At 56.1% G+C, this 22,220-nt stretch carries 18 protein-coding genes; 9 read left to right on the top strand and 9 right to left on the bottom strand.

Going from position 1 to position 22,220, the window contains the following annotated elements:
- Window positions 1–353: 353 nt before the first annotated feature.
- Window positions 354–1,082, bottom strand: a complete 729-nt coding sequence (locus AC07O2_RS04380) for a hypothetical protein (protein WP_495074513.1) — start codon at window positions 1,080–1,082, stop codon at window positions 354–356.
- 175 nt (window positions 1,083–1,257) lie between these two features.
- Window positions 1,258–2,211 (bottom strand): GlxA family transcriptional regulator, encoded by a 954-nt coding sequence (locus AC07O2_RS04375; protein WP_495074728.1) that lies wholly within the window; start codon window positions 2,209–2,211, stop codon window positions 1,258–1,260.
- Between the two features lie 117 nt (window positions 2,212–2,328).
- On the opposite strand from AC07O2_RS04375, the gene AC07O2_RS04370 reads away from it, so the two are divergent.
- Window positions 2,329–3,339 carry an SLAC1 anion channel family protein gene (locus AC07O2_RS04370; protein WP_495074727.1) on the top strand — a complete coding sequence of 337 codons (1,011 nt, stop codon included), beginning with the start codon at window positions 2,329–2,331 and terminating at the stop codon, window positions 3,337–3,339.
- 22 nt (window positions 3,340–3,361) lie between these two features.
- Here AC07O2_RS04370 and cysC read toward each other — a convergent pair whose 3' ends face one another.
- The gene (gene cysC, locus AC07O2_RS04365) at window positions 3,362–3,895 is read right to left on the bottom strand and encodes an adenylyl-sulfate kinase (RefSeq protein WP_495074512.1); all 534 of its coding nucleotides are present in this window, start codon (window positions 3,893–3,895) and stop codon (window positions 3,362–3,364) included.
- A 391-nt stretch (window positions 3,896–4,286) separates the two neighbouring features.
- Here cysC and AC07O2_RS04360 point away from each other — a divergent pair, with 391 nt between their 5' ends.
- From AC07O2_RS04360 to AC07O2_RS04335, 6 genes are all read left to right on the top strand, one after another.
- Entirely contained in the window at window positions 4,287–5,510 is a 1,224-nt protein-coding gene (locus AC07O2_RS04360; RefSeq protein ID WP_495074511.1) for a sensor histidine kinase, read from the top strand.
- Between the two features lie 149 nt (window positions 5,511–5,659).
- Window positions 5,660–6,355: a methyltransferase gene (locus AC07O2_RS04355; protein WP_495074510.1), complete on the top strand. Its 696-nt coding sequence runs from the start codon at window positions 5,660–5,662 to the stop codon at window positions 6,353–6,355.
- Window positions 6,355–7,599, top strand: a complete 1,245-nt coding sequence (locus AC07O2_RS04350; protein WP_495074509.1) for a hypothetical protein — start codon at window positions 6,355–6,357, stop codon at window positions 7,597–7,599. Before AC07O2_RS04355 ends, AC07O2_RS04350 begins: the two co-directional genes overlap by 1 nt.
- Complete coding sequence (locus AC07O2_RS04345; protein WP_495074508.1) at window positions 7,596–8,420, top strand: arginase family protein; 825 nt, start codon at window positions 7,596–7,598, stop codon at window positions 8,418–8,420. Before AC07O2_RS04350 ends, AC07O2_RS04345 begins: the two co-directional genes overlap by 4 nt.
- Window positions 8,420–9,466: an ABC transporter substrate-binding protein gene (locus tag AC07O2_RS04340; protein ID WP_495074507.1), complete on the top strand. Its 1,047-nt coding sequence runs from the start codon at window positions 8,420–8,422 to the stop codon at window positions 9,464–9,466. Before AC07O2_RS04345 ends, AC07O2_RS04340 begins: the two co-directional genes overlap by 1 nt.
- A gap of 10 nt (window positions 9,467–9,476) precedes the next feature.
- Window positions 9,477–12,017, top strand: coding sequence for a hybrid sensor histidine kinase/response regulator (locus tag AC07O2_RS04335; protein WP_495074506.1), 2,541 nt, complete (start codon window positions 9,477–9,479; stop codon window positions 12,015–12,017).
- A 200-nt stretch (window positions 12,018–12,217) separates the two neighbouring features.
- Here the strand turns inward: AC07O2_RS04335 and AC07O2_RS04330 are convergent, their stop codons facing one another.
- Both AC07O2_RS04330 and AC07O2_RS04325 read right to left on the bottom strand, forming a co-directional pair.
- Window positions 12,218–12,598, bottom strand: a complete 381-nt coding sequence (locus AC07O2_RS04330) for a hypothetical protein (RefSeq protein ID WP_495074505.1) — start codon at window positions 12,596–12,598, stop codon at window positions 12,218–12,220.
- A gap of 1 nt (window position 12,599) precedes the next feature.
- Window positions 12,600–12,968 carry a TraR/DksA family transcriptional regulator gene (locus AC07O2_RS04325; RefSeq protein WP_495074504.1) on the bottom strand — a complete coding sequence of 123 codons (369 nt, stop codon included), beginning with the start codon at window positions 12,966–12,968 and terminating at the stop codon, window positions 12,600–12,602.
- A gap of 255 nt (window positions 12,969–13,223) precedes the next feature.
- On the opposite strand from AC07O2_RS04325, the gene AC07O2_RS04320 reads away from it, so the two are divergent.
- Window positions 13,224–14,207, top strand: a complete 984-nt coding sequence (locus AC07O2_RS04320; protein WP_495074503.1) for an aldo/keto reductase — start codon at window positions 13,224–13,226, stop codon at window positions 14,205–14,207.
- Window positions 14,208–14,293: 86 nt separating this feature from the next.
- On the opposite strand, the gene AC07O2_RS04315 is transcribed toward AC07O2_RS04320, so the two are convergent.
- The 4 genes from AC07O2_RS04315 to AC07O2_RS04300 form a co-directional block, all read right to left on the bottom strand.
- On the bottom strand, window positions 14,294–15,670 hold the full coding sequence (locus tag AC07O2_RS04315; protein ID WP_495074502.1) for a c-type cytochrome: 1,377 nt from the start codon (window positions 15,668–15,670) through the stop codon (window positions 14,294–14,296).
- Window positions 15,670–17,451: a GMC family oxidoreductase gene (locus tag AC07O2_RS04310; RefSeq protein WP_495074501.1), complete on the bottom strand. Its 1,782-nt coding sequence runs from the start codon at window positions 17,449–17,451 to the stop codon at window positions 15,670–15,672. The genes AC07O2_RS04315 and AC07O2_RS04310 overlap by 1 nt, the downstream gene beginning before the upstream one ends.
- A gap of 9 nt (window positions 17,452–17,460) precedes the next feature.
- Window positions 17,461–18,159, bottom strand: coding sequence for a gluconate 2-dehydrogenase subunit 3 family protein (locus tag AC07O2_RS04305; RefSeq protein WP_495074500.1), 699 nt, complete (start codon window positions 18,157–18,159; stop codon window positions 17,461–17,463).
- A gap of 240 nt (window positions 18,160–18,399) precedes the next feature.
- Entirely contained in the window at window positions 18,400–20,757 is a 2,358-nt protein-coding gene (locus AC07O2_RS04300) for a putative bifunctional diguanylate cyclase/phosphodiesterase (protein ID WP_495074499.1), read from the bottom strand.
- Between the two features lie 294 nt (window positions 20,758–21,051).
- Here AC07O2_RS04300 and AC07O2_RS04295 point away from each other — a divergent pair, with 294 nt between their 5' ends.
- The gene (locus AC07O2_RS04295) at window positions 21,052–22,020 is read left to right on the top strand and encodes an NAD(P)-dependent oxidoreductase (RefSeq protein ID WP_495074498.1); all 969 of its coding nucleotides are present in this window, start codon (window positions 21,052–21,054) and stop codon (window positions 22,018–22,020) included.
- Window positions 22,021–22,220: the final 200 nt, after the last annotated feature.

The raw sequence follows: 22,220 nt of genomic DNA, 5'->3' as shown, positions 1-22,220 counted from the left end.
CTTCGGCGGGCACGTCAGGCTGTTTTAAAAACGCCCGCCTCGACGGGTCTGTCTCGATTGAGACGGCACCAATGAGCACGCGTTCTTCCTGAGTAGGATCACAATACCGGTGCGGAATTCCGACTTCGCTCGCTACTGTTTCAGGGATCGAGCCTCGCTTCGGTCGCCCCGGCCAGTCGTTGACAGTCTGCAAATCCATCTCTTCGCCGATTGCAGCGATCGCATGGCTCGTGCAGATAGCTCGAAGGTGGTCCGTAAAGGCAGTAAGCACGGCCGCCTTGATGCGAGGAGATGCTTCCTGCAAGGGATGCTGCGTGCCAAGTAGAACTATCTTCATGAGCAAATGCCCACCGTCATCGTAGGGGCGTTGCCATCGCCCAAAGAGCTTCGTATGCCGCAATTTTCTCCGAAACAATTTCAAGCGGCACTTTGATGAAAGACGTAGGCGAACTCTTTGCAATGTCTTTGAAGGATTGCCCCACGGTATAAGCCTCCGCTCTGTCAATCACAACCAAGCGGTCATGCAGCGATTGAGCCGATGAGTGACGGGCTTCGACGGGCCGCGTCGTGGAGTATTGCCTCTCCCACTCGACCATTGCGGCAACTAACTTCGCGCCACATACCCTACGGCGCTCATCTCCAAGCATTCGGATGGTTACGTTTTCCGGAGCCAAGGCAGCGTATTGCGTCAGTACATACTGATCCACAAACGGGTCCACGAGCAAAATGTCAGTCGTGGCCTTGCTGAACAATTTCCCGACGATCTGAAAAACATCGAAGTGGCCGCCTACCGGTATGAATGCGCCCTGGGCGGTGACCGGCGCGGTCAGTTCGGCGCGCGCGAACGCACGACTGAGAATGGACATGACGGCGTGCGCATTGGTTGCCCGCAACGGCCCCACTATATTGTCGGCCGCAATCCTAAAGTTCCCCGCCTCTACGGGTGTTGAGGCAATTTCGATTAACGCGCCTGCACGACCCAGCCACGTTAGCGTTTCCCTGTTCAGGGTTCCTCGCAATCCAAATTCCGGCACATCGGCGAGAAGCTGACCAAGCTGACGATAAAGCGATTCGGAATCCATGTCGTTGTCCAATAGTTTCAAGAACTGTAACAACTATGCTCCGCTCGACATCTGGATTGGCTGGGCCACGCACCTTGAATGGTCCGTCGAGTAAGGGTTGAATAGGCTCAAGAAAAGCATCCTTTGGGCTGTGCCATTGGGCCCTCAGGATTGCGTGCCCGTCGCCCCTCCATCCTCATCCCGCAAATCGCCTCCGGTATTCCACCAAGCTCACCCCCAGCCGGCGACCAAATGCCCGTCTGAAGCCGTCCACGTTGGCATAGCCGACAGCATCGGCCAGCCGCTTGGCGGGCCAGTCTGATTCTTCGGCCAGGCGGCGGGCTGCGTCTATGCGGGCGTTTTCTACAAACTCGGCGGGCGTGGTGCCGGTCTCGGCGCGGAAGATGCGGGCAAAGCTTCTTTCGCTCATGCCGGCCTTGGCCGCCAGTAGCGGCACGGACAGGTCGTGCTTCAGGTTTGCCAGCACATAGTCTTGCAGCTCGCGCACATTGGATCGCTCTGCTGTCTGTGCCGCCAGGTGGGCGCTGAACTGGCTCTGCCCGCCCGGGCGCTTGAGGAACATTACCAGCTCGCGGGCCACGCGCAGCGCAAGCTCGCGGCCATGGTCCTGTTCCACCATCGCCAGGGCCAGGTCCATGCCGGCGGTGACGCCTGCGGATGTGAACAGCTTGCCGTCTTGCACGTAGATGGCGTCGGCTTCGACGCAGGTGCCGGGGTAGGCCGCCGCCAAGCGGGCGGCAGAATTCCAGTGGGTTGCGACCCGCTTGCCGTCCAGCAGGCCGGTGGCCGCGAGTACGAAGGCGCCGGTACAGACCGAGCCATAGCGCCGCACGCTGCGCGCCTGCCGTCGAAGCCAATCTTGCAGTGGCAGGTCGCTGGCCATGTCCTCGATATTCGGGCTGCCCGCGACCAGCAAGGTGTCGATAGGCCCGCGCTGTGTGGCCACGGTGGCGTCGACGGCCAGGCGCAACCCACCGCTGCTTTTGAGCATGCCTTCTTCGGTGCCAATGACCTGCACCTGGTAGGCGTTTGGATTGCCGAGCTGGCGCGAGGCTTCGACGAAAACGTCTGCGGGCCCTGCAATATCCAGCAGCTGGAAACGGGGAAAAGCGAGTATGGCGATACGCATGGCAGACATTGCCCAATGATTGGCAGAAAACGCCTTATGTCGGCGCAGACAGTGGGCGGAGTCTGGCAGAAAATATATGTTCATGCAAATTCAGCCAAAAGGTTCATCGTGCCAAACCTGTCCATCACCCCGTCCCTGAACCCGTCTCTCGACACGTCCGCCGTGCGCCATTCGCCGCCTGCCGCAGCGTCGATCCGCAACCTGCCGGTCAATTTGTTTGGCGCGGTGATGGGACTCAGCGGGCTGGCCCTGGCCTGGCGGCTGGCGCACAGCAGCCTGGGGGTGCCGGCCTGGATCGGCGAGGGTGTAGGCGCATTCGCCGTGGGCGTTTTTCTGCTGCTGGCCTGGGGCTATGTGACGAAGCTGGTGAAGTATCCGCAGGCGGTGCGGGCCGAGTTTCAACACCCGGTGAGCGGCAACTTCTTTGGCACCATCGCGATCTCGTTGTTGTTGCTGTCTGCCGTTGCCGGTCCGTATAGCCCGGCAGCGGCCAGCACTATCTGGACCGTGGGTGTGCTGGCAACCTTTGTGCTGTGCTACCTCGTGGTCTCGCGCCTGTTCAACGGCCAGGTGGACGCTTCGCATGCAGTGCCGGCCTGGATTGTGCCGTGCGTGGCCACGCTGGACATCCCGGTGACTGGCGCACAGATACCCATGGCCTGGGTGGCTGAGGTGAACTTACTCGCCGGTGCGGTCGGCGCCGTGCTGGCGCTGGTGCTCTTCGCGATGATTATTAGCCGGCTGGTGCACCGCGATCCGCTCGTGCCGGGCATGATGCCGTCGCTGATGATTCTGGTGGCGCCGTTTGCGGTGGGCTTTCTGGCCTACAGCAATATCGTGGGCAGCATAGACCGTTTTGCTGCGCTGCTGTTCTACTTCGCACTATTCATGTTCGCCGTGGTCGCGCCTAAGGTGTTCCGCCCCAGTGTGAGGTTTTCTGCGGCCTGGTGGGCGATCAGCTTCCCCATGGCTGCGCTGGTGAATGCGGCGTTGAGGTACGCGGAGTTGCGCGGTAGCGCACCGCTCTGGGTTCTTGCCACGGTGTTGCTGGGCGCGCTCAGCCTGGTCTTGGCGGTCCTTACCCTGCGAACCCTAAGGAGCGCACTTGATGGGACGTTGTGCAAGTAATTAGTTGTGGTGTTGCTCGCACTTAATCAAGCAAGCGTGCCGCAAGTATGTCCATGCTCAAGCGGACGCATTCGTTCAAATCTTGTATTCCCGTATTGAAGGACAAATGGGGGGACAGTGGCGCTTCATACGGGGCGCTGATTCCGGTAAAGCTGCTAATGTCGCCACTGCGTGCCCGACGGTAGAGGCCTTTGGGGTCGCGGGCCTCACATATCTCCATGGGGGTCGCCAAGTACACCTCAATGAACCGTGTCGGACCTATGGTTTGGCGTGCCATGTTCCGGTCATCGCGGTACGGAGATATCAGCGCAGCAATGGCCAGAGTTCCTTCGTCATTCAATTGACGGCACAAGTTGGCGACGCGGCGAATGTTTTCACGGCGATCTTCCCGCGAGAAGCCGAGATCGCGGCTCAGCTGTTGACGTATCAGGTCGCCGTCCAGTACTTGGCACGACGCCCCATCCGCAGTGAGTGCTTCAGCCAGCGCTTGAGCCAAACTGGTTTTACCGGAGGCGCTGAGCCCAGTCAGCCAAAGAGTACAAGCTAGCTTTGACATTCTTACTCCTGTTCGATCGGACCAACCGAGGAAGGCAAACTTTGACGATTGCGAACACATCCAGATGCGGCCCGCGTGCCAGAGATGCCAAGCGGCGCTGATTGATTTTCTGAACGGTGATGCTATGGTCGTCTCATCTTCGATATTGACAATTTAAATGGCAATTCGAGGTGCGTTTTATCCTCAATATTGAGGAGGCGGACTCGCAGCTACTCTGTTCCTCCTCACCTCTGTAGCAGAGTCCCCATTGCAGTTTTTGAGCATGTGCGACATGCTAAACAACGTTTGGGGCAAGTTGGTTTTTATTACGCATTACGTGGTTTCCTGACGTTGCTGCAGGAAAGATGTTTTGCGAATTAATTGTTGGTTTCAACAGCAGACAGGAGGTCTGATGGCCGAATCGGGAGTCCATCCCAATCCCCATATCCTGATCGTTGACGACGAAGCGGTGCACATGCGCGCTTTGTGCGATATTTTGGGTAGCCACGACTATAGGACAACCGGTCTCGTCTCTGGAGAGGTTGCGCTGGAGTTGCTGCAAACAGAGACATTCGATTTGTTGCTATCTGATCTGATGATGCCTGGCATCAACGGTATTGCCTTAGTGCAAGCGGCAATCAAGATGGACCCCAATCTCGCCTGCATCATCATGACGGGTGAGGGCTCCATCGCTTCTGCGGTGCAGGCAATGAAAGTCGGTGCCCATGACTACATTGTCAAACCTTTCAAAATAGCGGTCATTCTTCCCGTCCTTGCGCGCGCACTGGAGACGCGGCGGTTGCGCATCGAAAACGCGATTTTGGAGCAGCGCCAACGCACCCATGCTGCTGAACTCAACATATTGAACCGAGAGCTGGAGGCGGCAAAAAAGGAGGCGGAACGCGCCAATCAGGAAAAATCAAAATTCCTGTCGCATATGAGCCATGAGCTACGCACGCCGCTCAATGCCATTCTTGGATTTGCACAAATCCTGAAATCAGAGTCGATTCCATCGACACTTGAAGAAAAGAGAAAATTTGCTACGCATATTGAAAGTGCGGGAAAGCATTTGCTCACATTAATTAACGGTGTTCTCGATATTGCGCAGGTTGAATCAGGGAATATATCTATTTCATTGGAGTTGATTCCCTTGGCGCTCATTTTTGATGAGTGTCAGACAATGATAGGACCCATAGCAGAAAAATATAAAATTGGAATGACTTATCCGGAGAATATTGATCTGTTCGTGTTCTCTGATAAAACACGACTGAAGCAGGTATTGATAAATTTATTATCAAATGCAATCAAATACAACACAAAACATGGAACGGTCACAGTATATTGTCAACCCATAAAAACTGACCGCATTCGAATTTCTGTCGTGGATACTGGGATTGGGCTCAGTTCCGAGCAATTAAAAGAAATATTCCAGCCATTCAATCGTCTTGGAAGAGAGAAATCTCAGGAGGAGGGCTCTGGAATTGGTCTTGCCTTCACTAAAAAAATAATAGAAGCCATGCATGCGGAAATTGGCGTTAACAGTGCCGTAGGTCTCGGTAGCACTTTTTGGATTGAGCTTCCGGTTAATAAATTAACCGCGCCAGTATCGAATGATTTTGTTGGTGAACCAAGTTGATTGCTTGGATTTGAGGTTATTCGCTGCCCAATAAGGTTTTTTGTATTTTAAATGATTATCCGGGTGATTGAGATTTTGCAGGCTGAATGCAACGATCTGGTTTTTTGTCGATGAGGTATGGTTGTTTAATTTTTTAAAAGGTGGAACTTATGGAAAATAAATCTGCTTTAGAAGATGCAAAAATAAATCGCTGGCAAAAGGGGCGGCAAAAATTATTCAAATCGGTATCGCCTGAAGGAAAGGTTGTTAAATATTTGGGAAAAGAATTTTTGGTTTACCCAAATACATTTTGGCCGTTTACGGATAGCAAGCCTCTAGTGAAAAATTTCCACGTGCAGAGTGGAGAGAGCGTACTGGATGTTGGAACGGGGTCAGGTGTTATTGCTATTTTTTCTTGCTATCAAGGAGCGGGTAAGGTAGTTGGCGTTGATATTAATCCCGCCGCAATTAAAAGTGCAAAATATAATGCCAAATCTCATGGTTTTGAGAAAATCATGAAGGTTGTTAAGTCTAATTTGTTTGATAACCTGAAGGGTCAAAAGTTTGACGTTATTACGGCGAATATTCCATTTAGGGATAAATTTGCCCACGATATAGTTGCCAGGGCACAATGGGACACGGACTTCCAAACAAACACACGTTTCTTTGCAGAGGTTGGAGAGCATTTGAATCCAAATGGTCGTATATATTTTATACATTCCAATTTTGGAGAAACGGAACGAGTAAAAAAACTTGCCAAAGAGGCTGGATTTTCCGTGAAGGCGATAGGGCGTGAGTCGGCCGATAAATCAGAAACTAAAGTGTTTCACGCGTTTCTTATGAAGAGAGTGGCAAAAGTGGAATGATGCCGGGTGATCTCATCAAGGCCGTGAATGCAGCTCGAAACATCCAACATTCCGAGCTGAATGTTTTGGTGAAAAGAGTGGCTGTGATTTTGTGTAGCCCTCGATCAGGGTCAAGTTTGTTAAAAAATGCATTGGAATCGCATCCTGGCGTCGCTTCATTGGATGGTGAGATTGAGCCTTTTCTTGTATTAACAGAAAATGGCTTTGGGTATAACTCGGATAGTGATGCGATTGGTAATTTAAATAATAAAAAATGTTTGATTGACAATATTTTCGACGGGCTTTCTACCTTTTCGGATGATGTTCCCGGGGCGAATTTTCTGGTGGAAAAATATGCAAAAAGATTTTTGTTGCAATTTCCTGTGAAGTTTTCGAAGAGTGCTTGCTTTGAGGATCTTCTTCGTACTTTACGCAGTATTTTTGATGAAAGTAGAAATTGGGCTCATGTAAAAAATGAGCGTGATCTAGATAAATTTGTTCTATCCAAGGTTTTTGAGAATGAGGCTTGGCGAATCAATTATTACGATGGAAATTTATCTGTAAATGAAAATCTCTGGTTTGATGAGTGCTTAAAAATTGAGGAGCCCCCATTTGTCATGCCAAGAATTAAACGGAGACCATTTGGTGCTGAGGATGTTGAGAGTAAAGTTTTGCTTTTTAAAACTCCACCGGATGTTTACCGAATCGGAATGTATGAGGATATTTTTCCGAACGCCATCGTTAAATATATTCACTTGACGCGTGGATATGCGCAGTCTGTCAATGGTTTGATGGATGGTTGGTTGTCTCCTGTGGGGTTTTTTTCCCATGACTTAAGAAAATGTGGGCTAAGTTTAAATATCGAGGATTACTCTGATTGCGTTCCGTTTGGAAAATCTTGGTGGAAGTTTGATTTGCCGCCGAATTGGAGAGATTTCCAAAATGAAAAATTGGAGAATGTTTGCCTTAATCAATGGTTGTCTTCACATCAAGCTATTATTTCTAGTGGTGTAGATGCTCTTCGGGTTGCTTTTGAGGATTTTTTGATGACACCACTTGCGGTGGTTAAAAGAATTGAAAAATACTTAGGGTTACATGAAATGGAAGTCCTAAAAGATCTCCCTGTTTTAATGGCAACCGAGACTCCAGCACTGAAGCGATGGAGAAAAAGGAATGATTTGCTGCTTACGCTAGGTCGCCGAGAAGAGGTTGCTAGCATGATGGGCTCGTTGGGTTATGAGATGAACTCGGAAACCTGGTTATGAACAATCATTTGATTGTTCCGTTCTTAATGGGGCAAAGACGTGATGGTCTTTGTCGTCTTCGAGAGTTAGACGATCATGTTTGGGACGTGCTTGCTGTTTCTGAACTGGACAAAGCAAGTATTGATGATCCAGATGAAAAGCTACGAAGAATGGGTGGGATTTATCATGTGCTATCAAATAAAGTGAAAGAATTGGCAAGCATGGGTTTGCGTCCCATTAGCGTTGCTGGAGATTGCGTTTCTACATTGGGTGTTTTAAGCGGTTTGCAAAAGGCTGGAAAAACACCTGATCGTATTCTTTGGCTGGATGCCCATGGTGATTTTCATACTTGGGAGACATCGATCACAAAATATATTGGAGGTATGCCACTGGCTATGTTGGTTGGTCGAATTGAGCAAGGTGGTTCCCATTATGAGGCCTTAAATTCGATGTTTGCGGATATCGGCTTTACCCCTTATGCTGAAAATAAAATCATATTATCAGATGCCCGCGATCTTGATGCTTCTGAAAAAGATGCATTGCACAATTCGAAAATTACTGTTTGTGGTATTTCTGAGGTTCTCAAGCATTTTAATTCCGATGAAAGCCTATATATTCATTGGGATACCGATGTGGTGGATGCAGAGACGGAAACTCCTGCTCTAAAGTATCATGTGAAAAATGGCCCAACGTATTCAGAGATTGAGGCTCTTTTTAAAACTCTTTCTTTTGCAAATATTGTTGCAGTCTCCGTGTCTGCCTGGCATGAAGAAAAGGATGTCGGAAATAAGGCGGCAATCGCCTGTTTAAAGGTTATAAATGCTTTGAGGGCACCTCGATGATGAAAGAGATACAGACACCTGGTATGCGAAAAGCCTCCATATTTATGCTGGTGGGCGGAGTTAGTTTGTTGTTGGCCGTGTTGTTTGGGGTTTTTATTTGGTTCAAATATGCATCTCTGGTGTCAGCGAATTTGCAGTCCGAGCAAGTTGTTTTGGCCGTGAATACTGAATATGTGGGTAGTTGTTCCGTCATTGTTGCCCAGGAAGAGGGTTTTTTTAAAAATGAAGGACTTCAGGTTTCAATTAAACCTTATACCAGTGGAAAAGCTGCCATGGCAGCGATTACTCAAAAGAATGCTGATTTAGGTACGGTTGCCGATATTCCTGTAATGTTTGCTGGTTTGGATGCAACTCCAATTTCTGTAATTGCAACAATTTTTTCGGGAGAAAAAGACCATGGAATTGTTGGCAGAAAAGACAGAGGAATCAATGTGCCTAGCAATCTAAAAGGGAAAAATGTTGGTGTTCCTCTAGGGACATCGGCTCACTTTACTTTGGACGCATTTCTTAATCGACAAAAATTGCTGACAACTGAAGTGACAGTGCATAACTATAAGCCGGAAGAATTGCCTGCTGCACTTGCAGAAGGAAAGGTGGATGCGGTTGCTATATGGGAACCATATTTAGGCAATGCGATGGAGAAACTTGGAAATAATGGTGTTGTTTTTTATGGTCAGGATGTATATGAAAGCATCTATAACATGGTTGGAACGCAGAACTATATTTCGCAGCATCCTGAAACTGTGAAAAAGGTTTTAGGTGCATTGATTCATGCCGCGAAGATATGCAACAATAATCCAGAGGTTGCTCAGAAAATTGTTTCTAAGGCTACAAAAATACAAATTGAAAAACTGAGGGCGGATTGGTCGTCATATCGGTTTGATATTGTTTTGGATCAAGGATTGATATTGGCCTTGGAGGATGAAGCTCGTTGGGCCATAAAGAAAAAGATGACCGATAAACTGAAGGTGCCAAATTATTTGAATAATATGTATATTGGCGGATTGGAATTCGTCAATCCATCCGCCGTTACAGTTATTCATTGAGAGTTTTACCGTGAAAATCTCTACACGACTAAAACTTATTGAGCTATTTTGTGGGATAGTGGTCGCCATCATTGTGGGCGTTTTACTATTTACAACTTCACAAATGAAGAGGGAGCTTGTAAAAAATGAGCAAGCCGGTGAGGTTTTACGTGCAGTTACCGCTCTCCGATATCTTTCGATGGAATATGAGCTTCACCATGAAGAGCGTGCGCAGGAACAATGGCAATTGAAGTCTACTTCTTTTTCCAAATTTCTTGCGGAAACGATGGGGTCCAATGATTTAGACGATGCAGAAATTATTGGAGATCTTCGACGCAACCAAGAAGACGTTGGAAGATTATTCGGTTTATTAGTGGCGAATCGCCATGAACTCGAAAACGATCAGGGTCGAAGAGAAATACTTGAGGAGTTGGAGTCCAGATTGTCTGGACAGATATCAAACAAAACCCAAGCCATGATTTCTGACGCTTTGGTTTTGTCGGAGCGTAGTCGCAATGCTGTGCTTGATGCGCAACACAGAGCGAATGTTACGGTGATTGCGTTTGGCCTGTTGGTTGTGCTGGCTATTGCTTTTACTATCTTTATCACGTTGAGAAGCGTAACGCGACCGCTCGAGAGACTTCGTGAAGGCACGAAGGTGGTTGGTGAAGGTAATCTTGATTTTGTCTTAGGCGCGGCTTCGCAAGATGAAATTGGCGAACTCGCTCGTGCGTTTGACGGCATGACGGAAAAATTGAAGTTAACCACCGTTTCACGAGATGAACTGCTCAACGCCAATGAGACGCTCGCATCTGAAATTCTGGTTCGTCAACAGGCTGAGCAAAAGGCACATGCGCAACTTGAGCGGTTGAATCTGCTGCATCAGATTACCCGTTCTACGGGCGCACGCCAAGATTTGCGAAGTATCTTTCAGGTGGTTATCCGTAGCCTGGAGGACCAACTGCCGATGGATTTTGTTTGCCTCTGCGTATACGACCAACCACAAAATGTGCTGATCGTTACCTGTGTGGGACTGCGCAGCGAAGCGCTGATGCATCAACTCTCTTTGGAGGAGAACGCCCGCATTTCCATAGACACAAATGGCCTATCCCTGTGCATGAAAGGGCAACTGGTATACGAGGGTGATATCAGTGGAGTAGATTTTCCTTTTCCACAACGTCTAGCCAAAGGTGGTTTGCGCGCATTGGTGATGGCTCCGCTGCTGGTGGAAAGTACGGTGTTTGGTGTCTTGGTCGTTGCGCGACAACAGCCGAACAGTTTTAGTAGTGGTGAGTGTGAATTCCTACGGCAATTGTGTGAGCACGTTGCGCTCGCTGCCAACCAAGCGCAGTTGTATACCGCTTTGCAGCAAGCCTATGACGATCTACGTCAGACGCAGCAATCGGTGATGCAGCAAGAACGGTTGCGTGCGCTGGGTCAAATGGCCAGTGGGATTGCGCACGATATCAATAATGCTATTTCTCCAATCGCGCTATACACGGAATTGCTGCTGGAAACTGAGCCCAACCTGAGCAACCGTGGCCGCAACCATTTGGAGGTGATCCAGCGGGCCATTGACGATGTGGCCGCAACGGTCGCTCGGATGAGGGAGTTTTATCGGCAACGTGAAACGCAGCTAACTTTGAGTCCGGTAAACGCCAATCTCCTGATCCAGCAGGTGGCCGACCTGACGCGAGCGCGCTGGAGCGATATGCCACAGCAACGGGGTGTTGTGATTGAGCTGCGGACCGAACTTGACCCTGATCTTCCTTTCTTTATGGGAGTCGAGGGTGAAATACGGGAGGCATTGACGAATCTTATTTTCAATGCGGTCGATGCAATGCCTGATGGTGGCACGCTGACACTTCGCACCAGGGTTGCGGGGGTTGAGGACCGGGATAGGCAGATCGTCTCAAGACATGTGTTTATCGAAGTGAGCGATTCTGGGATCGGGATGGATGAGGATACGCGTAAACGTTGCTTGGAGCCATTTTTCACGACAAAAGGAGAGCGTGGAACAGGATTGGGGCTGGCAATGGTCTATGGCATGGTGGAGCGGCACAGCGCCAGCGTCGAATTGGAGTCGAAATTGGCCGTCGGGACAACTGTGCGTTTGGGCTTTCTTGTTCCTTCAGATGTTGCAGAAACTGCATCTCATGCCGACGAAAAGAGTGCGCCGTCACATTTGCGGATACTGATCGTGGACGACGATCCTTTGGTGCTGAGATCGCTGCGCGATATTTTGGCGTTTGATGGGCATACGGTGGTTTCTGCTGATGGTGGTCAAGCCGGCATTAATACGTTCCATAGTGCACAGGAGCAGGGCGAGTCATTCGCGATTGTGATTACGGACCTTGGAATGCCTTATGTAGATGGGCATAAGGTCGCAACTGCCATCAAATATTTGTCGCCGTCAACGCCCGTGATATTGCTGACGGGTTGGGGGCAGCGATTGGTTTCTGACGGCGTTGGACCCGCGAACGTGGACTGTGTGCTGAGCAAGCCGCCCAGGCTCAGGGAGCTGCGCGGAGCGCTGATCAAACTTGTTCCCACTAGCAACAGCACACTTTGATGGAGTTGAGTGTTTGCCGGGTTGAATTCCAGCCGCTGGTGAATTAGCCAATATTCATCAAGTTGCTAAGGCTTGCCCATGGGGGCCCGTTGGGCATGGCTGCACCACCGTAGATTACGTTGGCGCTGCCCATGTCGGAATCGGGTCGGTATGACCTAGCCGCTCCCAACCCCGGAGGGGGCGTGGCAGTTCACCCTGCTTCACCCTGCAGTAGGCACACCGTCCATCAGGTTGTGTTTGTCAAACGCCTTGCGGGCCAGGGCAACAAGCTGCTTGTCCGTGGGGTGGTCCACTATCTCATAGCCGATGATGTGCTGCGCGGTCGCGGGCTTGTGTTTGTCGGCATAGTGGCGAAAGTCGGCGATGGAGGTATGTGAGCCGGTGACCAGCACCTGGCTGATGCCGTCCAGCACATCGCATACATGGCCAAAGAACTCGTGCTGCGAGCGCACGGCGCTGCCGTGCTGGGCGGTGTCGTAGCTGTGGGAGTGGAGCTTTTGCGGTAACACCTGCTCGGCATCGAACTGGATGACCTGGGCGGATTGGTGGTCGGTCCAGACTACGGCGTGGAATAGTGGCATGTCAAAGTTTCCTTTCAAAAATGGAGGCACAGGCCACGCAGCGCAGGGCTTCGGGCTCAATCATCAAACGAGCAAACGGGATGGGTTGTGCGCAGTCCACGCAGATGCCAAAGCTGTCGTCCTGCAGGCGCTGCTGGGCACGCTGCACGGCAGCCAGTTCAGCCGAGTCCATATCGGACAAAGCGGCTTCGACCTCGCGGTCGTTTGCGTTGGCCGGGTAGGCGCTGCTGTTTTGTGGGCGCTCTGCCAGCGTTGGGGCCAATGCGGCCAGATCTTGCCGGTGGTCGGCCAATTCACCCTCCAGCGCACGGCGGCGTTCTTGCAATACGCGGTTCAGGGTGGCCCGTTGTTCCGGGGTGAGGTGTTGCATGGTGGGACTCCTTGGACCTGATGGTCCTCCTATGCACCTGGGGCCACACTGATGCAGATCAAGGCATGGCGAAAGAGCCACAGGCTGCAGTCGTGCGCGGAGGCGCCTGGCGGCATTGGCTGTTTGCTATCTAAAACGTAGCTGTCTGCGCAGTGTTTGCCAGCGTTAACCAGGCTTTAGGGTCTATTGTTGAAACGTCGCACTAAATGGCCCAAGGTGCGATACTTGCCGCCCGAACCAACAAGGAGACCCATCTTGCAATACCGTCCTCTCGGCCGCACCGGCTGGAATATTTCGACCGTCAGCTTCGGCGCATGGGCCATTGGCGGCACCTGGGGCGATGTGGATGACGCAGAGTCCATGGGCGCGCTGCACAAAGCGCTGGATATGGGCGTGAACTTCTTCGACAGCGCCGACGTATACGGCGATGGCCGCAGCGAACGGCTGCTGGCCCAGCTCAAGCGCGAGCGTAGCGAACCCTTCTACATTGCCACCAAGGCGGGGCGCCGCCTGAGCCCGCATGTGGCGGCTGGCTACAACCGCGAAAACCTGACCGCCTTTGTCGAGCGCAGCCTGGTGAATCTGAACACCGAGGCGCTGGACCTGCTGCAACTGCACTGCCCGCCAACCGAGGTGTTCTATATGCCCGAAGTGTTTGGCGTGCTGGACGATTTGGTGAAGGCGGGCAAGTTGCGCCACTACGGCGTGAGTGTGGAGAAGGTGGAGGAGGCGCTGAAGGCGATTGAATTCCCCGGCGTGCAGTCGGTGCAGATCATCTACAACATCTTCCGCCAGCGCCCGGCCGAGCTGCTGTTTGAACAAACGCAAAAGCGCGGCGTGGGCATTCTCGCGCGGCTGCCGCTGTCCAGCGGCCTGCTGAGTGGCAAGCTGACAAAGGACAGCACTTTCGCCGCGGACGACCACCGCCAGTTCAACCGCGAGGGCGCGGCCTTCGACAAAGGCGAAACCTTCTCTGGGCTGGATTACAACGTGGGCCTGCAAGCAGTGGACGCGCTGCGACCCCTGGTGCCCGCGGGCCAGAGCATGCCGCAGATGGCGCTGCGCTGGATACAGATGCACCCGGCTGTGACCTGCTCCATTCCCGGTGGCAAGCGCGCTACCCAGGTGGCCGACAACGTGGCCGCCGCCGACTTGCCGCCGCTGACCGACGGCACCATGCAGGCCATCGCGGGTGTGTATGAGCGCTTTGCCAAACCGCTGGTGCACCAGCGCTGGTAAGCATTGGTGCGGTTAACGCATGCTATTGAAAGAGTAGCTGCTAGCGCAGGTTCTACCTGCGCTAGAGCCCGATTCCCTTTGAATGTTTAAGGCACAGCGCTGCTGGCTGCCGGGCGCGGCGCCAAGGTGTCCGGCCGGCCCGGCGCAAACGTGGCCACGGTCGCGGCTTGCACGGGCGGCGATGTCTTGCGCAGGGCAGCCACCTGGCGCGCTGTGGCCGCACCACCCTGGTTGCCCCAACTGGTCTGGATGAAGCTGACGACGTCGGCGATGTCGGCGTCGCTGAGCAGCCCGGCGTACGGCGCCATGGTGAAGGCCGAGGGCGCGGTCTGCGTGGCGGGCATGGCACTGCCGGACAGCACGATCTTGATGCTGCTTGATGCGTCTGCGGTCTGTAGCAGCGCATTGCCGGCCAATGCAGGGAAGGTTTTGGCAGCACCCTGGCCATCGGATCGGTGGCAGCCGGCGCAGCGGTCCAGGTAGATTTGTGCGCCGCGGCTGTTCACCACGCCGTTGTGCAGCTCCTGCGCCACGCGCGGGTCGGCCACATACGGTGCTGGCGCGGGTGCGCTGGTGGGCAAGGACTTCAGGTAGAGCGCGATGCTGGTCAGGTCGGCGTCGGTCAGGTGCTGGGTGGAATGCGCCACCACGTCATTCATGCCACCAAACGAGGCACTGCGCTGGTTGCGTCCGGTTTTCAGAAAATCCACGATGTCACGCCCGCTCCAGCTTGCAAGGCCGCCGCCGTGGCTGTTGCGCAGGGACGGTGGGACCCAGCCGTCAACCGCGCCGCCGCCGGCCAGGTAGATGCTGTTGCCGGTATCACTCAGAGCCTTTTCCTGAAAGGCCACGCCGCGCGCCGTGTGGCAGGCGCCACAGTGGCCCAGGCCCTGCACCAGATAGGCGCCGCGCAGCAGATTCGGCTGCGGGCTTTGCGGCACGCTCATGGGGGCCGGCTGTGGCGCAAACACCATGCGCCACAGTGCCAGTGGGAAGCGCATCGACAGCGGCCAGGGAATGTCGGCCTTTTTATTCGGCGTGGGGTCGGGCTGCACGCCATGCATGAAATAGGCGTACAGCGCCTGCAGATCGTCTTCGCCCAGGCGCGAGAAAGACGGGTAGGGCATGGCCGGGTAGACGGTGTAGCCGGCCTTGGTAACGCCGGTGCGCATCAGCTTGGCGAAGTCTTCATAGCTCCAGTCGCCGATGCCCGCGGTTTTGTCCGGCGTGATATTGGTGGAGTAGACGGCACCCACCGGCGTAGACATGGGCAGGCCGCCGGCAAATGGCTTGTCCGGTGTGGCGCTGTGGCAGGCGATGCAGTCACCGGCGCGGGCCAGGTAGGCGCCCTTGGCTAGCAGTTGGGCATCGACAGGGGCAGCGGCCTGCGCTGCGCTGGCGCTGAATGCCAAAGCCAGTGCGGCAGCAAGTAGCAGGGTGGGGCGCTGGGTGGGGCGGGCCATCATGCGTCCACCAGGGGGCGAGGGTCTTTCAGGTACTGTTCACGTATCGCCTTGGCGGCCCAGTAGGTCAGTGCGGTGGCCAGGCCGGTCGGGTTGTAGCCGATGCCGATGGGGAACACACCAGAGCCGACGGCAAACACGTTGGGCACATCCCAGCTTTGCAGATAGCGGTTCAGCACGCTGGTGCTGCGGTCTTCGCCCATGGCCACGCCGCCGGCCCAGTGCGTGGTCTGGTAGGCGCGCAGGTCCAGGTGGTCGCCAAAGTTCTTCTGGCTGACCTTGATGGAATGCGGGCTCATGGCCTTGGCCACTTTCAGCATCTCGCCGGTGACGTAGCGGCTCATCTTGATGTCGTTGTCTTTCCAGTCGAAGGTGAAGCGCATCAGCGCCTGGCCGTAGTGGTCGGTGTAGGTCGGGTCCAGATCGACATAGCAATCGCGGTAGACCATGTTGGCGCCGTGCACGTCGAAGGACACGGTGTTCAGGTAGTTGTCTTTCACCGCGCTCTTCCAACCCGCCCCCCAGTTTGGCGTGCCGGTGGGCACCGGGATGCCGCCTATGGGTTTCACACCGGCCGGGTTGCACCAGGCCGGCGCGCCGCCCACAAAGCCCAGCGGGCCGTGGTCGAAGTTGTCGGCGTTGTAGTCGTCCACCGCCACGCCGGTGCCGCCGGCGCCGATAAAGGGGTTGGTGTTGGTGCCGGGTGGGAAGAACATCTGCACCGTGGACATCATCTGGTAGGCGATGTTGCGGCCCACCACGCCTTCACCACTCACAGGGTCATAGGGCTTGCCAATACCAGACAGCAAAAACAGCCGCGCGTTGTTATAGGCAAAGGTGCTGGCGATCACCAGGTCGGCGGGTTGCTCGAAGCTCTTGCCGGTGGCGTCCACATAGGTGACGCCGGTAGCGCGCTTGCCGCTGGCGTCGAGGTTGATGCGCAGCACATTCGCGTCGGCACGCAGCTCGAAGTTGGCGGCCAGCCGCAGCGCCGGCATGATGTTGACGTTCGGCGAGGCCTTGGAGTAGTTGTAGCAGGCAAAGCCTGAGCAGAAGCCGCAGAAATTGCATGGCCCCATCTGGCAGCCATAGGGGTTGGTGTAGGGGCCGGAGGCGTTGGACGAGGGTTCGACAAAGGGGTGCAGGCCGACCTCTTTCGCTGCCTGCATGAACAGGCTGGCGGTGTAGGGCACTTTTTGCGGTGGCAGCGGGTAGTGGTCGGATCGGTCGGCCTCGAATACATTGCCTTCTCCGACCACCTGGCCCTTGACCTTGTAGGCGCGGCCGGAGGTGCCAAAGACTTTTTCAACAAAGTCGAAATGCGGCTCCAGCTCGGCGTAGCTCACGCCGAAGTCCTGGATGGTCATACCGTCAGGGATGAAGTTCTTGCCGTAGCGCTGGGTGTAATGGGTTTTCAGCTGCAGCTCTTCGGGCGTCACGCGCCAGTGCTGGCCGGACCAGTGCAGGCCGGCGCCGCCCACGCCTTCGCCGGGTTTGAAGGCGCCGATCTGCCGGTAGGGCACGGCCACATCGGCCACGCCGTGGCGGAAGGTGAACGAGCTTTTTGCCATGTTCTGGAACAGCTTGCCGCGCTGCACGAAAGTCAGCTCGTCCAGCGTTGTGGGGTAGATGCCGTCGGGGTAGGTGTCGCGGTAGGGGCCGCGCTCCAGGGCTACGACTTTCAGGCCGGCCTCGGTGAGTTCTTTCGCCATGATGGCGCCGGTCCAGCCAAAGCCGACGATGACGACATCGACCGCGGGTTTTTTAACGCTGTCGCTCATCGTGATCCTTTAAGAACTGGACACCGGCGGCAGCGGGTACCTGGTGGCGTACTGGTCTACCCAGTCGATGTAGTCGCCGCGCGCACCCGGAAAGCCGACCATCTTCCAGGCTGCCATGTTCTTGTTGCCGCCATGCTTGGGGTCGCAGAAGTAGCCTTCGCGGGTATTCGTCAGCAGCTGCGCGAAGAAGGTCTTGGGCGGCACTGTGCCTATGGCCAGCGTGCCGGCTTCCAGCCCGGTCAGCACCGCGTCCTGCTCGGCCGGGGGCAGATCGGTGAAAGGTTTGCTGTGTTGCTGCTGTATGGCCTGTGCCAATGCGGCCAGGGCCTGGCGGTACAGCTCGCGCGGGCTTTGCGCCAACTGGTAGCCGAATTCATCGGCGGCGGAGGGCACGAACGGCGCCTGCATGAACCATAGCGCACCATGGCCGTAGGGCTGGTCCATCTGCCGATCGATGAACTCGGGCACACCGGCCTCGGTGGCGCTGGGGCCAGTGGCATCGGCCGGGATCAGGCGCTCTACCAGGGCTGACAGCAGCTGCCATTCCTGTGGGGTGAAATAGCCCGGGCTGTAGCTGGCAGGGCTGCTGCCGACAGGGGTTGAACTGGCCAGGCCGAGTGTGCTGCCCAGCGTCGCCAGCGCCGGTGCGGTTTTGACAGCGCCGCGCAAAAAGCGGCGGCGCGAGGCGGAAATGCCAATTATCTTCATAGCCTGTCCTGGTACGGAGCCCGCAGGAGAATCCCTGCCTGTGGGGCTACGGTAGATGCCCTGTCGGCGGTCGGCACGTACGTCAGCGTGCGCGCCGATATTGCTTCAGTTGCTATGATAAAAATAGCTACTGGCGCTGAAGAATTATGCGCTGCAGCCCTTTTTTTGTTGTACTGATTTTGTAACGGACCTAGTGCAGCGGGGCGGGACACAGCTGCCGCGTTTTTTTTGGCCGTTGGCTCACTGCAGAGGTTGCGCCAGCCGCTCCAGTACGGCGGCCAGACTCAGTGGGCGGGCAAAGTAGTAGCCCTGGCCGGTGGTGCAGGCCAGCTGTGTCAGGCGCTGGCATTGTTCGGCGGTTTCTATGCCCTCGGCCGTGGTGACCATGTGCAGGCCGCTGGCCAGGTCGATGACGGAGCGCACGATGGCATCCGACTCCGCGTTGTCGCCAATGTGCATGACGAAGGAGCGGTCGATCTTCAGCTTGTTGAACGGGAAGCTGCGTAAATAGGCCAGTGACGAGTAGCCAGTGCCGAAGTCGTCCAGCGCAATGCGGATACCGGCGCTGCGCAGGCGGTGTAGTGCGGCCAGCACGTCGTCGGTGTCGGCCAGGAACACCGACTCGGTGATCTCCAGCTCCAGCCGCTGCGGGTCCAGGCCGGTTTTTTCCAACACGGCCAGTATCTTGTCCACCAGCAGCGCGTCGTCAAACTGGCTGGCCGACAGGTTGACCGCCATCAGCAGTGCGTCGGGTAACTGGCGGGCCGCCTGGCAGGCGGTTTCCAGCACCCACAGACCGATGTCGCTGATCAGCCCGGCTTCTTCGGCGATGGAGATGAATTCTGCCGGCGAGACGCTGCCAAAGCGCATGCTGGACCAGCGCAGCAGGGCTTCCACGCCCGTCATGTGCTGGCCGGTGAGCGAGATCTGGGGCTGGTAGACCAGATGCAACTCGCCCTGTTGCAAGGCGTGGCGTAGATCGTCTTCCAGGGCGATGCGGCGGCGGGATTTTTCGTCCATGGCCGGTGAGAAAAAATGGGCCTGCCGCCGGCCACGGGCCTTGGCCTCGTACAGCGCCAGATCGGCGTGGTGGAGTACTTCGTCGGCGTGCCGGCCGTCCTGCGGTAGCAGGGCGATGCCGATACTGGTGTGCGGCGTGCAGCGTATGCCGGACAGGTTGCAGGGCTGCTCTATGGTCTGCATCAGGCGCTCGGTGAACAGGCGCACTTCGTCGGGCTGGGCGATGCCGTCGAGCAGTATGGCGAATTCATCTCCGCCCAGGCGGGCGACCATGTCACGGGCCCGGATGGCGCCGACCATGCGTTGGGCCACGGTCTTCAGCAGCAGATCACCGTTGGCATGGCCGTGGGCGTCGTTCACGCGCTTGAAGTTGTCCATGTCGATGCACAGCAGTGCTGCGCTGCCCGGGGTGCCACCGTTCTGGGTGCACAACTGCTGCAGCCGATGCTGGAAATGGCGGCGGTTGGCCAGGCCGGTGAGTGCGTCGAAATGCGCCAGGCGATGCATTTCGTCTTCGGCGTGCTTGCGGTCGGTGATGTCGGCACCCACGCCGCGCCAGCCGTGCTGGTTCTGGTCGGCCTGGCCTGCTTGGCCCAGCAGGAATACAGGCTTGGCGGTCAGCGCCCACCAGCGCTGCTTGCCGTTGAGTATTACAGGTACAACCAGGTCGCGGAAGGGCTGGGGTGTGGCCAGCGCCTCCTGCAGTTTGTCCAGGTACTGCGCGGTGTCGTCGGGCGCCTGGGGGTAGGCGGCCTGGGTGCGTGCAATCAGCGTAACCAGGCTTTGGTCAGCGTCTTGCAGCGGGTCGAATTGCAGGGCTTTGGACAGCCGGCTGGAGGTGCGGCCCAGTTGCCCGCTGGGTGACAGCTCCCACAGAAAGTCGCTGGAGTTTTCTTCGAAGTCGCGCAGCAACAGGCCAACGATCTGCTCTTTGTGGGCGGCGTCGGCTTCGGCCACCAGGCGCGAGCCGTAGGAGCGGGCCATGACGCGCACCGAGGCGACCACCACCAGGCTGTATACCAGCAGCAGGTAGAGCAGCACATGCGCACCCGGCAGCGCGATGCGCAGCAGGCCGATGGCGGAGCCCAGAGTCAGAATGCCCACATATGACATTGCCGCTGCGGGTACGGTCACCAGGGCGAAGCCGCCCGCGCAGATCATGCCGCAGGAAATGATGGTCAGCATGTGCTGGTCTTGTGGCGCCGCGCCGGGCAGCAGCAGCGCGGGCAATAGGCCCCATAACGCACCCAGTCCGGCAGCGTGGCGCAGTGCGCGCCGCATGGCTTTCAGCGAAGCCCGGGGCCGGGGCGGACGGTTGCGTGTGCGGTACCAGGCCCTCAGGCCCTGGCCGGCAAATACCAGCAAGGCCAGGAACCAGAGCCACAGCCATTGGGCATGGGCGGGCATGCGGGACATGACGACGGCAGCGTTGAACAAGTTGACCAGCATGGCCAACGGGGTCAGGCCCAGCACGGCCTGGAGTTGCTTGGCGCGGAAACTGGCGGCCAGGGGTTCTTCCGCCTCGTACGGCGCCATGAACCGGCGAAAGCGTGCAAGCACGTTAGCGATGCTCTGCATAACTCTGACGAGAATGTGGTGGCGCAGATCTGGATGGGATGCAAGGTACATTTTGCAGCCGATAGCCGTAGCTATTGGCCAGAAATGCGAGGCAGCAGACCGCCCAAGGCCGTGCTGCCACAGACCGGGGGGAGTGGTGCAGAGCGTCCCTAAACATATGCAGTTCTGTCACGCTTGCCATCGTTGGAGATCTGGGCGATCCCTTGTTATTCGTCTGCTGGAAACGGCAACATTTCCGACCCTGTTTACATTGTGACACTGGTGTAACGGGCCTGGGCAAGTACCCGACTGCGTTTGGATGGGGTACAAACCCTGCTCAGATCAAAGCAAAGGCAGACATCCATGGAACAGACGCGCGAGCACATCGGCTTCATAGGCCTGGGCCTGATGGGCCACGGCATGGCCAAGAACATTGTGGACAAGGGCTATGCGCTCACCGTCTACGCCCGTCGCCCGTCGGCCGCGCTGGAAGACTTGCAGCAGCGCGGCGCCCAGGTGGCGGCGTCACCACAAGCCTTGGCCGCCCAGGCAACGGTCATTTTCTTGTGCGTGACCGGCTCACGCGATGTGGAGGCGTTGCTACGCGGGCCGAACGGCCTGGCGGGCGGCCTGCAGCCTGGTGCGGTGGTGGTGGATTGCTCGACCTCCGACCCGGTGTCCACCGTGGCGCTGGCGGCGGAAATCGCGGCGCTGGGCGCCACGCTGGTGGATGCGCCGCTGGGCCGCACGCCCAAAGAGGCCTGGGACGGCACGCTGGACACCATGGTGGGGGCGGATGCCGCCACCTTCGCCCGCATCCAGCCGGTGCTGGCCACCTGGGCCGGGCGCATCGTGCATATCGGCGGGCCGGGCGACGGCCACCGTATGAAGCTGGTCAACAACTTTCTGTCGCTGGGTTATGCGGCGCTGTATTCCGAGGCCATGACGCTGGCGCAGGCGGTGGGCATTGGGCCGGAGCGGTTTGACTCGGTGATACGCGGCGGCCGCATGGATTGCGGCTTCTACCAGACCTTTATGGGCTATGTGCTGGAGGGTAACAAGGAGGCCCATAAATTCACTCTGCACAACGCCTTCAAGGACTTGCGCTATCTGGAGTCCATGGCCGACGCGGCGGGCATCTCCAACAGCCTGGGCAATGCGGTCAAGAATTCCTTTGCCCTGGCCTTGAAGAACGGCGGGGACCAGGCCTATGTGCCCATGCTGCCCGAGTACATCGCCAAACTCAGCGGCGTGGACCTGGCGCCCAAAGAGGGCGGGCAGTAATTTGCTATTAAAAATGTAGCTGATGCCGCAGGTGAATCCTGCGCCGCGGTATTTTTTTGTGCAAGAGACGCAGAGGGCAGGGCAGAGTTTGGTTTTACACGCAGCACGGTGCAAGCACGGGCGACTCGGGTACATTTTGACCATGAGCAGAATAGACCGCAGGGGGCGTGTCAGTTGCGCCCAGACAAGCAAGCCTTACC

Source organism: Rhodoferax sp. GW821-FHT10B06 (assembly GCF_059415605.1).
This window is presented reverse-complemented; position numbering and strand designations above follow the sequence as displayed.